Origin of the sequence: Streptomyces sp. NPDC094147, from assembly GCF_044764265.1 — a bacterium.
Taxonomy (GTDB): Bacteria; Actinomycetota; Actinomycetes; order Streptomycetales; family Streptomycetaceae; genus Streptomyces.
Window position 1 is genome coordinate 191,471 of sequence record NZ_JBIWHT010000006.1, and the last position, 15,478, is coordinate 206,948.

A 15,478-nucleotide genomic window follows, 5' to 3' on the forward strand; every position below is an offset into this window, starting at 1 on the left:
GGCGTCCCGTACGGCGGTCGCCGGATGGTGGGGCCTGGTCGGTCACAGTCCTCGCGCGAGCAGCTCGGCCAGGATGAGCCGGCCGAAGGCGAGGTTGCCGTGGATCGTGTCGTCGCTCTCGCAGAACTCCGGTCGCTGCGCGCCCTGTTCGTCGGTGACGCGGGGCCGCAGGTCCACGATCTCCACGCCGAGCTCGGCCAGCGCGCCGCGCACGCTCTCCTGCGCCGCCATGAACACGGCCGGGTCGGACAGACCGGGCACGCGCTGTGGTGGCATCACGGCCAGCACCCGCAGACCGAGGGCGCGCGCATGGCCGTAGAAGGCGAGCGCGTCGCGGACCGTGGCGCGCACGACCGCGTCGAACAGGCCGCTCGTCAGGAATCCCGGCGCGAAGCCGCCGCCGGGGACCCGGTAGATCCGCCAGTTCTCGGTGGTGGCGAGGAAGTGCGCGCTGAAGCCGAACGTGCACACCAGCGGCACACCGACACCGCCGAGCCCCGCCGCGCCCAACTCCTTCAGGAATCCCCGGTAGTGGGCCTCCGCCTCCGCCTTGCGGAAGACGACATCGCCCTCGCGCACATCGAAGAACTCCGCGTTGAACTCGCGCCCGGCGCCGATGGGCCCGCCCTGGAACGGGATGCCGGCGGCCTTGGCGGCCCGGCCGATCGGGCCCGCGTGGGAGTCGCCGAGGAGCAGGAACCTAGCGGGGGTTGTAGTAGTCGAGTACGGCGTCATCGCACCAGAGGTCCTCTCCTGCTCGGGGCCGGGCCCGGCGGGCCCGGCCCGGGGCGGCCGGGCGGTCGGCGAGCGCGTCGAAGAACCGGCCCATGACGAAGGCGACGCCCCGCGGCGTCACCGAGCGCAGGTTCGGCTCGAAGAAGGCCGCCTTGAAGGGGAAGCCGGTGACGATCTCGTACGCCGGGAAGTAGTCGACGTGCGCGTGCTCCTGGGCCAACTGCCCGGCCACCGCCCGCAGTACGGACTTCGAGTACGTCGTGGCGGTCAGCGCGTGGCCGCCGGTGGCGGTCGCGGTGAGCGGCACCGGCGAGACGGTGAGCAGGACGCGCAGCTCCGGGTTGGCGGCGCGGGCCAGCTCGATCGCCGCGGACAGATCGTGGTGGACCTCGGCGAAGGTGTGGTTGTGGAAGACGTGCCGGTCGGCGTCGAACGTGCCGCGCACGGTGCCGGGGCAGACCGGATGGACCGTGCCGTGCGTGCGGTCCCGCCACGCCTCGGTCAGGCCGAGCGTGAAGACCAGGCAGCTCGCCCCGGCTACGGCGCCGCGGATCGCGGCCAGCGTCGCGCGGCGCGCCGACCGTACCTCTCCGGCCGAGGCGTACCCCTCGGGCTCGACGCCGGGACGGTACGGGTCGAAGTACCGGCCGTCCTCGTGCCAGACCTCCTCGGGCGCCGCGGACTCGTCGTGCGCCCAGGTCAGCCACTGGCGGAGCATCGCGGCGGTGTAGATGTTGCCGGTGCGGAACGAGAACGTTCCGTAGTGCCGGGCCTGCCGTTCGGCCTCGGTGAGTCCCGGCGGGGCGGGTTCGGCCTCGCGCCAGTTCATCCCGCGCTCCACCAGCGCACGGCCGATGTGCTGGGCGAAGCAGGACCCGGCGGTCAGGACCACATCGTCCTGCCCGATGGGGAACTTGGGGGTCCACAGTCCGTCGATGTCCAGCATGTCCGGTTCGGCCACGGCGGTGCGCCAGAACGAGCGGGCGGGCAGCGATTGGTAGGGGTTCATGGCGTCGGCCTCGGCTGGTCGGACGGAAGGACGGACGGCTGAGGGGTCGGCGGTTCGGTGTTGATCGCGTGCGCGATCACGCTCACCTGCGGCGGCCGCACCAGGTCGTAGTGGGTGGTGTCGAGACACTCCCAGTCGGTGAGGTTCGCCAACTGTCCGTGCCACAGGTCCAGTTGGTGCTCCGTCGAACCCAGGTCCGGCAGTCCGGGCACCGGTCTGCTCGCGAGCCACAGGCGGGCCGGAGTGCCCGGCAGGGACGGCAGTTCGTGCCGCGCCATGCTCGCCAGGTTGGCCCGGCAGCAGCGCGCCAGCCGCTCGGCGTACGACCGCGCCCCCTCGCTCGCCCGGGGCTCCGCACCGCCCTGGCCCAGCTCGTGCGCGAAGACCGACTCCAGCTCGGTGCCGTCGTACGCCTCGAAGCGGGGTCCGGCGTCGGGCGGCGGCGGGTCCAGCAGACAGAGCCCTTCGACGGGCCGCCCGGCCGCCTCCGCCTCGGCCGCCATCGCGTGCGCCACCCAGGCGCCGAAGGACCAGCCGACCAGCCGTCGGCGCCAGATGCCGCCCGGGAACCGGGCCTGGAGCGCCGCGTGATAGCGCCGCGCCCGGTCGGCGAGGGACCAGGCCGGCAGCTCGGGTCTGCGCAGCGCCGGGTCGGCGATCAGGCAGACGGTGAAGCGCTCGTCCAGCGCGGAGACCAGCGCCCGGTAGGCCTGGATGTCGCCGCCGACCGGGTGGACCAGGCACAGCACCTCGCGGCCGGTGCCGGTCTGCCAGACCTCCAGCGGGACGTCGTCGTCCACCGGTGCCGCCCGCTCCAGCAGTGCCAGCACCTCGGACAGGCTCGCCTCGTGGGTGAGTTGGGACAGTTCGAGGTCGATGCCGCAGTGCCGCTTCACCTTGCTGATCAGATCGAGCATGGTGAGGGAGTCGGCGCCGTAGTCGTAGAGCGAGACCGAAGGATCGAGCTCGTCCACGCCCAGCCAGCCGCAGAGCCAGTCGGTGAGCAACTCGCCGATGGGCGCCGCTGTTTCGGTGCGGGTCTCCTGCTCCGCGGCCGTCGACGGCTCGTAGAAGGTGCGGGCCTGCTCGATGTCCGTGGTGGAGAGCAGCAGTTGGGGCAGTTGCAGCCGCAGGGCACGCGCGAACAGCCGCTGCCCCTCCTTCACCGTCAGGCCGACGGCGAGGTGCGCCTGGTGCCGGCGGTCCGTCGTCAGGGCGTCGCGCGCCATGCCGGCCTCGTTCCAGATGTCCCAGTCGATGCCGATCCGCACCGTGCTCTCGGCGGTCCCGGCCCGGTAGTGCGCGAACCCGTCGAGGAGGCCGTTGGCGGCGGCGTAGTCGAACTGGCCGACGCCGCCGAACAGCGCGGACATCGATGAGCAGTACGCCGCGAAACCCGGCCGGTGCAGCGCGATCAGCCGCTCGACCAGGAGGGCGCCGCCCAGCTTGGCCGCGGTGGCCTCCCTCCCCCGAGGTCTCGGCTTCGCTCGACCAGGGGGGACCCCCATCGCGGCGGCGTCCCTCCCCCAAGGTCTCGGCTCCGCTCGACCAGGGGGGACCCCCATCGCGGCGGCGTCCCGCCTGCCGATCAGACCGCCGCCCGGTACGCCGGCCGCGTGCACCACGCCGTCGATCCGGGGGGCGAGCCGGTCGAGCCGGGCGAGGATCGCATCCGTGTCGTCCTCGGCGAGGTCGGCCGCCATCAGCTCGACGCGGTCCGCCCACGGCGCGAGATCGGCGGGCAGCCGCGGCCGCCGGGCCAGCAGGATCACCCGGCAGTCGGACCGCGCGAGGAGCCAGGCCGCGATGGCCGCGCCGATGCCTCCGGTGCCGCCGAGGACGAGGTGGACCTCTCCTTCTCCCTCCGCCGCCGGGGGCGTCGCCAGGGCGGGCGCGGTCACGGGCAGGAGGGCCTGCCGCCACCAGTAGCCCTGCCGCAGCGCGAGCCGCCGCGGCAGCGCGGTGTCGTCCCAGGCGAGGAGACCCGGAAGCAGCGCCGCCCAGTCGGCCGGATCGCCGCTCGGCAGATCGAGCCAGCGCCCGCTCACCCCGCACTCCTGGGGACCCACCTCGCAGACCCCGGCGAGCAGCCCCAACTCCGGTCGCTGGACGGCTCCTTCGACGGGCTGGGCCCGGTGCGAGAGCCACCAGAGCCGCAGGCGTGCCGCGCGGGACGAGCCCGTCACGGCCTGGAGCAGCGCGGCGGGAGTGTCGAGACAGGCCCAGCGGGCGCGGTCCAGCGCGTCCGCACCCACCTCGCCGTCGACCGCCAGCGGCAGCGCGTGCAGCCAGTCGATTCCGGTCCCGTCGCCGTCGGGCAGCGCGTCGAGCAGCTGCCGCAGCGATACGGGATCGGCCGGGTCGACCTCGAAGCGGTCGTCCGCAAGCCGCGCGAACGCACCGGCGGCGTGCACCCGAACCACCCGGTCGTACGCCGCCTCGAAGGGAAGCAGCGCCGCGCGCGGCAGGGGCCCGGCCGTCACCACCACCAGCACCCCCGGAGTGCGGACCGTGCCGCCGGTGACGGCGCGGCTCAGCCGCACCCAGTGCGGCTGGTACAGCCACTCCTCCTCGGGCAGCCGCTGCGGCCACTCCCGGGAACCCGGATCGGCGGTTACGGCGGCGGCGCGTTCGAAATCGTAGGTGGCCAGGTCGAAGGCGGGCGGCGGAAAGTCCCAGGGCGCCTGCGCGGGCCCGGCGGGCCGTTCGACGGCTTCCCCGGCGAGCCAGGCGGCGACCGGTCCGGCGGCCGTCAGGTCTTCGGCCGGGCGAGTCTCCCCGCTCGGCGTCGCCACGGCACCTGCGACCGTACGCAGCCACGCCACCGCGGCCGCCGCATCCGCGCACACCGCCGCAGCCCGATGGCGATGGGCGGGCCGCCCCGCTCGCAGATGGCGTACCACCTGGTCGTACGTTGCGGGACTGGCTTCCAGGTAGTCGGCGATGCGCCCGGCGTCGATGCGCAGCCCCGCCGCGCTGCGGCTGGAGAGGAGGAGACAGGGCGGTTCGTCGTTACGCCACTCGCTCAACTCACCATGTTCCGCAGGCGGTTGAGCGTCTTGCTCAAGGACCAGATGGGCGTTGGTGCCACCGATGCCGAAGCTGCTCACCGCCGCCACGCGCGGTCGGCCTGCGGGCCAGGGGTGCGCCTGGGTGGGGATGTGGAAGGGCGCCGGGTCGGAGCCGATCTGCGGGTTGAGCCGGCGGAAGTCGGCGGTCGGCGGGATCACGCCGTGGTGGACCGAGAGGGCGGCCCGCACCAGGCCCACCACGCCCGCGGCCGCGCCCAGATGGCCGATCTGGCTCTTCACCGACGACAGGGCGCAGCGGTGGTCCCCGGGCGCGTCCGGCAGGTCCGGGCCGAATGCCTGGCGCAGCGCCCCGACCTCGACGGGATCGCCGAGGCGGGTCCCGGTGCCGTGCGCCTCCACATAGCCGATGTCGGCGCCGCCGCGACCGCTGCGACGGAGCGCGGAACGGATCACCTCACGCTGCCCGGCGAGCGAGGGAGCGCTGTAACTGAGCTTTCCGGAGCCGTCGTTGTTGACCGCCGAGCCGGTGATCACCGCGTACACCGTGTCGCCGTCCCGCCGCGCGAGCCGCAGCGGCTTCAGCACCACGACGCCGACCCCGCTGGCCCCGATGGTGCCGTCGGCGTCGTCGCTGAAGGGGCGGCAGTGTCCGTCGGGGGAGAAGATGTGCTGCGGCCGGTACGCGTAGCCCTCGCTCAGCAGGGTGTCGACCAGCACGCCGCCCGCCAGCATCACGTCGGCCTCGCCCTGGCGCAGCAGGCCGGCGGCGACGTGCACCGCCACCAGCGAACTGGCGCAGGCCGCCTGCACGGTGAAGGCGGGACCCGACAGATCGAGGTGGTACGCCACCTTGGTGGTGAGGAAGTCCTTGTCGTGGTGCAGGGCCAGCTGGAAGCCGTCGGGCAATTGCTCGGGGTCGGCCTCGCGGAGCAGGGACTGGAAGTACGTGTTCTCGCCGCAGCCCGCGACCATGCCGATGCGCTGCCCGGCAGGGTCGGCGATGCCCGCGTGGGCGAGCGCCTGGACCGAACTCATCAGCAGATGGCGCTGCTGCGGATCCATCAGGCGGGCCTCCTGCCTGCTGATGCCGAAGTGCTCCGGGTCGAAGTCGAGCAGACCCGCCATCTGACTCCGGGCACCCACCAGGCCCTCGGCCGCCTCGAAGTGCTCGATGCCGCGACCGCCGGACGTCACCAACTCCCAGAAGGCCGCGAGGTTTTCCGCTCCGGGGAGCCGGACCGCCATGCCGATGACGGCGACCGGTTCGTCCACGGCCGGCTCGTCAGCGGCCGCCGGAACTTCCGCGCCGGGTGCGGCCTCGGTCGGGCGGCCGTCGAGGAAACGGGCCAGCCTGCGGACGGTGACGTGCTCGAACAGGTCGGGGATGGTGAACTGCGGGCCGGGCTCGGCGGTGCAGCGCAGATGGAAGCGCATCAGGTCGAGGCTGGACGCGCCCGCGTCGAAGAACCGCTGCTCGGGCCCGACCCGCCGCCCTGTCACCTCCTCGAACAGCTCGCTGAACCTGGCCTCGCGCGCCGACACAACGGGTGCGGCGGCGGTACGCGGGCGCAGCTCCTCGCCGGGAGCGGACAGGACCGTACGGCGATCCAGCTTGCCGCTGGGCGTCAGCGGCAGCGCTTCGAGCCGACGGAAGCGGTCGATCCGTACGTACGGGGGAAGGAGCGGTGCCAGATGGCCGGCCAGGTCTTGCGGCGAGGGCGAATCCCCGCGGCATTGCAGACAGGCCACCAGGCGTTCGCCGTCGCGCACCACGACCGCGTTGACGATGTCCGGATGCCGCAGCAGTGCCAATTCGACCTGGCCCAACTCCAGCCGGTGGCCGCTGAGTTTGATCTGCTGGTCGTCGCGGCCGAGGTAGTGGAGCAGACCCTGACGGTCGAAGCGGGCCCGGTCGCCGCTGCGGTAGAAGCGGCCGAGCCCGGCCAGCTCCACGAAGCGGGCCTCATTGAGTGCCGCATCCCCCAGGTAGCAGGGCGTGGCCATCACTCCGCCGATGAGGAGGCGGCCCGGACAGCCGGGCGGGACGGGCTCGTCGTCCTCGTCGACGACAAGCAGCCGGGCCTGGGCTATGGGACCGCCGATCGCAGGACGGGCCGGCCACTTCGCCGGGTCGCCTTCGAGGCACAGGCTGCTGACCACATGGGTCTCGGTCGGGCCGTAGTGGTTGAACAGGCGCACACCGGGCATCCCGGCGAACCACCGCCGGATGGCGTCGGTGCACAGCAACTGCTCGCCCGCGGTGACCACTTCGCGGAGCTTCGACGGGTAGCGGCCGAGCCGTACCCCGTGCTCGGCCAGGAGGTGCAGGGCGACGTACGGCATGAAGATCCGCTCGGCACCGGCCGCTTCGAGCCGGTCGAGCAGCGCGGGCGCGTCCTGCCGCAGGCCCGGCCGCACCAGGTGCAGGGTGCCGCCGCCGCACAGCGTGCCGAAGATCTCCTGGAACGACACGTCGAAGGACAGCATGGAGAACTGCTGGGTGACCGCGCCGCCCGCGAGGCCGCCCTCCTGGCTCTGCCATTGCAGCAGGTTGCACAGCGTGCGGTCGGGCACCTGGACGCCCTTGGGCGTGCCCGTGGAGCCGGAGGTGAACAGGGTGTACAGCGGCCGGAGGCCGTCGTGCGGCGGCAGCGCGGGGGCCGCGGAGGCCGACAGCGTGACGGGATGACGTACCAGCCCGTCCGGGGCGATCGCGTCGACGGCGGCCTCGCCACCCGGTGCGACCAGCAGGCACAACGGCCTTGCCTGGTCCAGGATTTGGCGCAGCAGAGTCGGCGGGTAGGCCGGGTCGAGCGGCACGATGGTGAGGTTGAGCCGCGCCAGTGCGAGCAGTGCCACCACATGCTCGATCGAGGGCTCGAAGTGGAGCGCGACGCTGCCGGACTGTTGCGGATGCGGAAAGCGGGATCGCAGCTCGGCCGCCAACGCCGCAGCGTGGGTGTCGAGTTGGGCGTAGGTCACACCGCGGCCGGACGCGACGAGCGCGATGGCGTCGGGTGTGCGGCGGGCCTGGCGTGCGAAGCCGTCGGCAACGGTGGTGAAGGAAAGGGGAGTCGACGCGCCGATCCCGGGATCCGGCAGGCCGCGCCGGTACGGGGCCACCAACTCCGCCAGCGTGAGGTCGCCGCTCTCGGCCAGGCTGTCGAGACCGCGTCCGAACAGATCGGCCAGCGCCCGCACTTCCTCACCGTCGAAGTGGTCGTCGGCGTACTCCCACAGGCAGTCGAAGCCGCTCTCGTGCTCGACCACGGACAGCGTCAGCGGGCACTTCGCGTCGGCGGGGGCCAGCCACTGCGGCCGGGTGTCGCAGCCCGGCAGCGACAGCGCGCCGAAGTCCGTGTTCTCCAGGACGAACATGAAGTCGAACGGCGGCCCGTCGGAGCGTGCGCCCGCGTCGGCGAGCGCATCCGCGAGCGCCACGTCCTGCCGGTCGAGCACCGCCTGGACGTCGGCGGCCTGCCGCCCGAGCTGCGCTCGCAGGGCTTCGCGCGGCGCCGAACTCAGGGGCAGCAGAACGGTGTTGGCGAACATGCCCACACTGGACTCGAATTCCTGCACCGGCCGGTTGGCCACCGGCCCCGCGATGCGCGGGCGGGTCCGGCCGGTCACCCCGTACAGGCTCCAGGTGAAGACGCTCAGCAGCACCTGGAAGCGGGTGAGGCCCAGTTCGGCGGTCAGCCGGTCCAGGGTGGCGCGGCGGCCCGGATCGAGCGAGGCGAGCAGCAACCGTCCCGCGCCTGGGGGACGGACGGGTTCCAGCGGCGATTCGTCTCGCTCGGTCAGCGCACTGAAGTGCTGGGCCAGCTCGGCGCGTTGGGACCGGTAGGCGGAGCTCGCGAACCAGTCGGACTGCCAGGTGGCGAAGTCGAGCGGAGTGTGGACCGCCGCGGACTCCTCCCGGACCGCCTCTCCGTCCGGCGCGGCCTCGTAGCCGGCCTCGTAGTCGGCCGACAACTCGCGGAAGAGCACGTTGAGCGACCAGCCGTCGACCGCTATGTGGTGCAGATGGAGCAGCAGCACAGCCCCGTCGGGCCGCGGCAGTACGCACGACCGCAGAAGCCGAGGGTCCGACAGATCGAACGGCGTGGAGAAGAACCCGTGGGCGAAGGCGCGCCAGTCGGAGGTTGCAGAAGTGGGGTCGAGCCATGGGTCGTACGGTTCCGCGACCCGCTGCGTCAGGCCCTCGGGCGCGGGCTCGAAGGCGGTGCGCAGCGCCGGGTGGCGTGCCACGAGCCGCCGGAGCGCGTGCCGCAGCGCGGCGATGTCGACCGCGCCGTCGAGACGGAAGGCGAGAGGGACGTTGTACGCGGTGGATCCCGGCTCCCGCTGGTGCAGGAGCCAGAGCCGCTGCTGCTCGGCGGTGGCCGGGGCCGAGCACGCACCCGCGGGAGCGGCGGGCACGGGGTAGGGCGACTCGTGGGTGCGACCCGGCGTGATCGCTGCGGCGAGTTGCGTGAAGTCCCCCTGAAGAACCAGGGATTGGGGTATCTCGCAGCCCCAGCGGCGCCGGATCTCGAAGCGCAACCGCAGGGCCTTGAGGGAGTCGCCGCCATGCGCGATCCAGCCGTCGCCGAGCCGCAGCCCGGGGACGCCCAGGATCTGCGACGCCAGGTCAAGTACCGCCTGCTGATGGCCGGTTGTGGGCACGGCCTCGGCATCGGACCGCCAGGGCGGGGAATCGGAGGCGAGCAGGGCGGCTTGGTCGACCTTGCCGTTGGCGTTGAGCGGCAGCTCGTCCACCAGATGGATCCGGTGCGGCCGCATGTAGGCGGGGAGGCCGTCGGCGAGATGCCGGGCGAACTCCTCGTACGACAGGTCGGCGCCTAGGACCAGGTAGGCGAGGAGCTCGTCGGCTCCGTGGTCGGGGTCGCGGCGGGTGCAGACATAGGCCTGCCGGACCGCGGGGTGGGTGACGATCTGCCGCTCCAGCTCGCCGGGTTCGATGCGGAAGCCGCGCACCTTGACCTGCCGGTCGGCCCGGCCCACATAGCTGATCCGGCCCTCGCGGTCGCCGCGGACCAGGTCGCCGGTGCGGTAGTGGAGGACGCGGCCGCCGTCGAGCCAGGGCAGCCGGACGAAGCGGCGGCCGGTCTCCTCGGGCAGGTTCCGGTAGCCGACCGCCAACCCCTCGTCGCTGAGCAGGAGTTCGGCCACCTCGCCGGGCTCGGCCGGGCGGGACCCGTCCACCACCGGCAGGGCGACGGTGCCGGGCAGCGCCCGCCCGATCGGCACCACGTCGCCGTCGAACTCACGCGGGATGGGGTGGCAGAGCGCGAAGGTGGTGGACTCGGTGGGTCCGTACACGTTGTAGAGCCGGGTGGTGCTGTCGGCGTTGGCGCGGTACCAGCGCCGGATCAGCCGGGCGTTGAGCTGCTCGCCGCCCACCAGGACCTGGCCGACCTCCGCGAAGCAGTGCGGCATCCTGTCGACCACCGCGTTGAACAGCGCGACGGTGATGAACGCCGTGTCGATGCGCTCGCTCTCCAGCGCCGCCGCGAGGAGATGGGGCGTCTGTACGGTCTCGTCGCCGAGGATCACACAGCAGCCGCCGGTCAGCAGCGGCACCCAGACCTCGAAACTCAGCGCGTCGAAGGCCGGGTTGGACAGACAGGAGTAGCGCGCGGCCTCGCCGAGCTCGATGTACCCGGGGCGGGCAAGGCGCAGAATCCCGGCATCGCGCACCTCGACGCCCTTGGGGCGTCCCGTGGTGCCCGAGGTGTAGAAGAGGAAGGAGACCGCCGCTGGCGCCGCTTCCCGCGGCAGGCGCGCGGGTCGACCGCTCAGCAGGGTGAAGGCGCTCAACTGCCGTATGTTGTCCGGCAGTTCGGCGGGCGCGGATTCACCGTGCACCACGGCCACGCTCGCCGAATCGGCCAGGATGTGGCGGCGCCGCTCGGGAGGGCTCTGGACGTCCAGCGGCACCACCGTCGCGCCGAGCCGCAGGATGCCGAGCATGACGCAGACCAGTTGCCAGGAGCGCGGCAGGCAGACGGCCACCGCGTCGCCGGGCCGGATCCCGCCGCGGCTCAGACCGTGGGCGACGACCGCGCTCGCGGTGTCGAGCTCCGCGTAGTCGAGGGACCGGCCGCCGTCCACGACGGCGACGGCATCCGGCGTACGGCGTGCCTGCGCCAGTACGCGCCGGGCGAGGCCGGGGGCGGCGGACCGGGCGTCGCCCCCGGTCGGCCCGCCGGCCTGAGCGTCCACGGACCCGGCCGCCGTATCGGCCCCGCCCCGGGGGTTCGGGCTGGCTTGCATCATGCCTCCTGGGCGCGATCGGGGCCGAACGTGCCCGCACCGGACGGGAGTTGGCCCGCCGTGCGCAGTCGGGTCAGTTCGGAGTCGAGCAGGGCGGCGACCCGGGGGAGCGCCGGGTTCTCCAGCACCTCCCAGTGGTCGCAGTCCAGCGGTTCCACCAGCAGCCCGCCATCCGCGCGGCTCTGCCAGAACGCGCGGACCCGGCCCGCGGATTCGGGGGCACCGCCCACCGCCTGGACCAGGACCAGCCGGGCCTTGGAGTGCGCCGGGCGGTGGTCGCGGGCGGTCAGGCGGTTGTGGTTGTAGATGTGGAAGTACTGGTCGATCTGGCGGTCCTCGATGCCGGGATACATCCCGTTGAACTTCACGAGCTTGTCCCGGAACTCGGCCATCTCCACCGGCTCCACCAGCGCCTGTTCCACCGGATCGTCGGTGGCCTGGGTGTCCAGCAGGACGACGCTCGGACCGGCGCCGGCCAGTGCGAGACGGCGGCCCATCTCGTGGGCGACCAGGCCGCCGTAGGACAGCCCGGTCAGGACCAGCGGCCCGTCCAGGAGCGGCTCGATGAGCCGCAGATACTCCTCGGCCATCGCCTCGACCGTGGGCAGGAAGGGTTCACCGGGATTGACCCCGGGCGACTGGATCCCGTACACACCGACGGAATCGGGCAGCGCCTTGGCCAGCGACAGATAGCAGAAGGCGGTGCCGCCCGCCGGGTGGACGCAGACCACGCGCCCGGCGCCGTCTCCGGCGCGGAACTCGATCAGATTGCTCGGCGGCGGGCCCCCGGCGCCCTCGCGCAGCCGCCCGCCCAGCGCCTCGATGGTCGGATGCTGGATGATGTCGCGCACCGGCAGGGTCTCGCCGAACGCCTCGCGGATCGCGTGGGCGAGCTTGATCGCGGAGATCGAGCTGCCACCGATGTCGAAGAAGCTGTCGCGGATGCCGATCTCGGGCTGGAGCAGCAGGCGTTGCCATATCTGATACAGCGTCAGCTCGATGTGGTCGCGCGGGCTTGCCTGGTTGACCTGGGCGGGCCCGCCGGTCCGGGCGAGCTCAAGCAGCGCCGTGCGGTCGACCTTGCCGTTCGGGGTCTGCGGAAGTCGCGGCAGCTCGATGAAGAGCGCCGGAATCATGTAGTCCGGAAGCCGCCGCGACAGCGCGGCGCGCCACTGGGCGAGCGACTGAGGCTCGGTCCCGGCGCGGTCCGAGGCCGGTTCGGTCTCGCTGCCACTCCCGGCGAGGTCGGTCTCGCCGTGCCCCGCGTCGGGTTCGGGCCCGCTGCGGCCCACCGCGGCTACCAGTCGCTGTTCACCCGTCGCGGTCCGGTCGGCGAAGACCGCGGCCTCGTACACCCCGGGCTCGTCGAGCAGCGCGGCCTCGACCTCGCCCAGCTCGATGCGGAAGCCGCGCAGCTTGACCTGGTGGTCGCGGCGGCCGATGTACTCGATGGCGCCGTCGGGCAGCCGGCGCGCGAGGTCGCCCGTGCGGTACATGCGCTCACCGGGGACGAACGGGTCCGCCAGGAAGCGCTCGGCGGTCAGGTCCGGCCGGCCGAGATAGCCGCGCGCCACTCCCGCGCCGGCGATGTAGAGCTCGCCGGGCACGCCGATCGGGACGGGTTCGAGCCGCTCGTCCAGGAGGTGGACGCGGGTGTTGGCGATCGGCCGGCCGATCGGGCACTGCCGCGCCAGCGGCTGAGGGTCGAAGTAGGCGGTGCTGTAGAGCGTGGTCTCGGTCGGACCGTACCCGTACAGGACGCGCAGGCCCGGCAGCAGTCGCGTCATGCGGTGCAGGGCCGCTTCGGGCAGCGATTCGACGCCGGTCAGCAGCTGGCGCAGGGCCAGTCCGGCGAGTCGGGCCCGTGGGTCCTCGTCGATCCACTTGATGAAGGCGGGCGGCAGGAAGGCCTGGGCGATGCGGTGCGTGCGCAGCCAGTCCACCAGTGCTTCGGGATCACCGCGCAGCTCCTCCGGTACGAGGTGCAGCGCGGCCCCGGTGGTCAGCGGCAGCAGGATCTCGTGGACCGAGGCGTCGAAGCCGATGCTCGACCACATGGACGCCGCTTCCCCCGGCGCGGCGCCGATCCGGTCCAGCCAGTGGTCGAACAGGTTGACAACGTTGCCGTGGGTCACCGCGACGCCCTTGGGCCTGCCGGTCGAGCCCGAGGTGTAGATGACGTACGCCAGATCGCCAGGGGCGGCGGCGATGCCGGGCGCGTCGGTGCGGAGGCCCTCGGCTTCGACCGCCGCCAGCGAGTGCCAGCCGGCGGGTGGCGTCGCGGCGTCGCTCAGGACCAGGGCCGGTGCGGCGTCCGCCACCATGCCGGCCAGGCGTTCCGCGGGCAGCCCCGCGTCGAGCGGCAGGTAGGCTGCGCCGGCCTTGAGGATCCCGAGGACGCCCACCACCAGCTCGGCCGAGCGCCCGGTGTGCAGACCGACCGGCTGATCGGTGTGCACACCGCGCGAGAGCAGGGCGTGGGCGAGCCGGTTGGCGCGGCGGTCGAGCGTCGCGTAGTCGAGCCGCTCCTCGGCGCAGACCAGCGCCAACTGGTCGGGGCGCAGCCGCACTTGGGCCTCGAAGCGCTCGACCAGCGACGTGTCTGAGACCGGCCGGGCGGTGTCGTTCCAGTCCACCAGGACCTGCCGGCGCTCCCGCTCGTCGAGCAGCGAAAGCGAGGCCGCTTCCCGGTCGGGTTCCTCGACCATCTGCTCAAGAACGCGCTTCAAATAGCGGCCATAACGCTCGGCTGTTTCGCGGTCGAACAGGGCGTCCGCGTAATCCAGACTGCCCGCAATGCGCCCGTTCTCTTCCCCCAGGGACAGCGCCAGATCGAATTTGGCGACGGCGGACGGTGAATCCAGCCCGGTCACCTCGATATCCGGCAGCGTCAACTCGCCCTCTTCGTTGTTCTGCCAGGCGAACATCACCTGGAACAGGGGAGTATGGGCGAGGGTGCGGGACGGATTGGCGAGTTCCACCACCTGCTCGAAGGGCAGATCCTGGTGCTTGAGGGCCGACAGTGCCACCCCGCGCACGCGCTTCAGCAGCTCGGCCACCGAGGGGGCGCCGGAAAGGTCGATGCGCAGCGCGAGCGTGTTGACGAAGAAGCCGATGAGTTCTTCGAGTTCGGTACGGCGCCTGTTGGCGACCGGGGTGCCGATCACCAGGTCGTGCCGGCCGGAAAGCCGGGAAAGGGTCAGGGCCCAGCCGGTCAGCACGGTCATGAAGAGAGTGCTGCGATGGCGGCGGCTGAAGGCATGGAGAGCGGCGGTCAGCTCCTCGTCGAAGGCGAGCCGCACCTGGCCGCCGCGGTAATCCTGCTCTGCGGGGCGCGGCCGGTCGGTGGGGAGTTCGAGCAGCGCGGGGGCGCCCGCCAAGGTTTCCTGCCAGTAGGCACTCTGGGCGGCCAGCGCGCCGTCGGCCAGCAGCTGCCGCTGCCAGGCGGCGTAGTCCGCGTACTGCACGAGGAGCGGCGGCAGCGGGTCGGGCCCGTCCTGTTGGAACGCGGCGTAGAGCGCCCCGAGTTCCCTGGTCAGAACCCCCATGGACCAGCCGTCCGAAACAATGTGATGCATCGTCAGAAGCAGTACGTGGCGGTCCGGAGCCAGCACGACGAGGCGCCCGCGGATCAGGGGGCCCCGGGCCAGGTCGAACGGCTCGGTGGCTTCCTCCCTTTGCAGGGCGGCGAGTTGCGACACCGCATCGGGCAGGCCGGACAGGTCGTGGAACGGCAGGGCGAAGCCCGCGCCGGGCGGATCGATGCGCTGGAATGCCTCGCCCGCCACCGCGACCAGCCGGGTACGCAGCACCTCGTGCCGCGCGATGAGCGCGTCCAGCGAGCGGCTCAACACCTCGCAATCCAGGGAGCCTTGGAGGTGCAGTGCCAGCGGCATGTGGTACGCCTCGCTCGCGCCCCGCAGCTGCGCCAGGAACCACAGCCTCTGCTGAGCGAAGGACGGGACCAGCGGTGCGGCGCGGTCCGCCTTCGGTACGGCCGCGTTCTGTGCGGGTACCGAAGACGGCTGCTCGGGGATGGAATGGGGGGTCGTGCGATGAGCGGGCAAAGCTGGTTCTTCCCCTCTGCGGGAGGCTTGTCCAAGGGGTTCGCGGGGGCGACTTCAAGGGGTTCGCGGGGCGACTGAATTTCGGTCAGGGCGATCGGCCGGTCGGAAAGCCGTCGCCCGGAGCTGAGGAGCAGAGGGAGTTGTTCCCGCCGCCGAAGGGCATGCGATCGAGGGCCGCTCTCGCACCGTCGGCCGGTTCTGGTCCGCACCGCGATGATTGATCAACGCCGCTGAACCTGTCAATGGTCAGTTGTTCGGATCCGCGCCGAACTGGGTCGTCATGCCTGGCATTCCGCGGGCGACACCGCCAAGTCCGGTGGATGCACCAAGAAGTTAAGGAGATTGATCAAGGTATT

At 72.4% G+C, this 15,478-nt stretch carries 4 protein-coding genes; all 4 read right to left on the reverse strand.

Annotation, left to right across the window (positions count from 1 at the left end; translation table 11 throughout):
* Positions 1–42: 42 nt before the first annotated feature.
* The 4 genes from ACIQ8J_RS12900 to ACIQ8J_RS12915 are packed head-to-tail and all read right to left on the reverse strand — an operon-like array spanning position 43 to position 15,122.
* Positions 43–735: a hypothetical protein gene (locus ACIQ8J_RS12900; RefSeq protein WP_403269980.1), complete on the reverse strand. Its 693-nt coding sequence runs from the start codon at positions 733–735 to the stop codon at positions 43–45.
* Positions 701–1,744 (reverse strand): GSCFA domain-containing protein, encoded by a 1,044-nt coding sequence (locus tag ACIQ8J_RS12905; protein ID WP_403269977.1) that lies wholly within the window; start codon positions 1,742–1,744, stop codon positions 701–703. The genes ACIQ8J_RS12900 and ACIQ8J_RS12905 overlap by 35 nt, the downstream gene beginning before the upstream one ends.
* Positions 1,741–11,058 carry an amino acid adenylation domain-containing protein gene (locus ACIQ8J_RS12910; RefSeq protein WP_403607808.1) on the reverse strand — a complete coding sequence of 3,106 codons (9,318 nt, stop codon included), beginning with the start codon at positions 11,056–11,058 and terminating at the stop codon, positions 1,741–1,743. Before ACIQ8J_RS12910 ends, ACIQ8J_RS12905 begins: the two co-directional genes overlap by 4 nt.
* Positions 11,055–15,122 (reverse strand): amino acid adenylation domain-containing protein, encoded by a 4,068-nt coding sequence (locus ACIQ8J_RS12915; RefSeq protein ID WP_403269968.1) that lies wholly within the window; start codon positions 15,120–15,122, stop codon positions 11,055–11,057. The genes ACIQ8J_RS12910 and ACIQ8J_RS12915 overlap by 4 nt, the downstream gene beginning before the upstream one ends.
* Positions 15,123–15,478: the final 356 nt, after the last annotated feature.

What these genes read in the sequence shown, in the direction of transcription:
- ACIQ8J_RS12900 (WP_403269980.1), bottom strand. Translation starts at nt 735, where the DNA reads ATGACGCCGTACTCGACTACTACAACCCCCGCTAGGTTCCTGCTCCTC.
- ACIQ8J_RS12905 (WP_403269977.1), bottom strand. Translation starts at nt 1,744, where the DNA reads ATGAACCCCTACCAATCGCTGCCCGCCCGCTCGTTCTGGCGCACCGCC.
- ACIQ8J_RS12910 (WP_403607808.1), bottom strand. Translation starts at nt 11,058, where the DNA reads ATGATGCAAGCCAGCCCGAACCCCCGGGGCGGGGCCGATACGGCGGCC.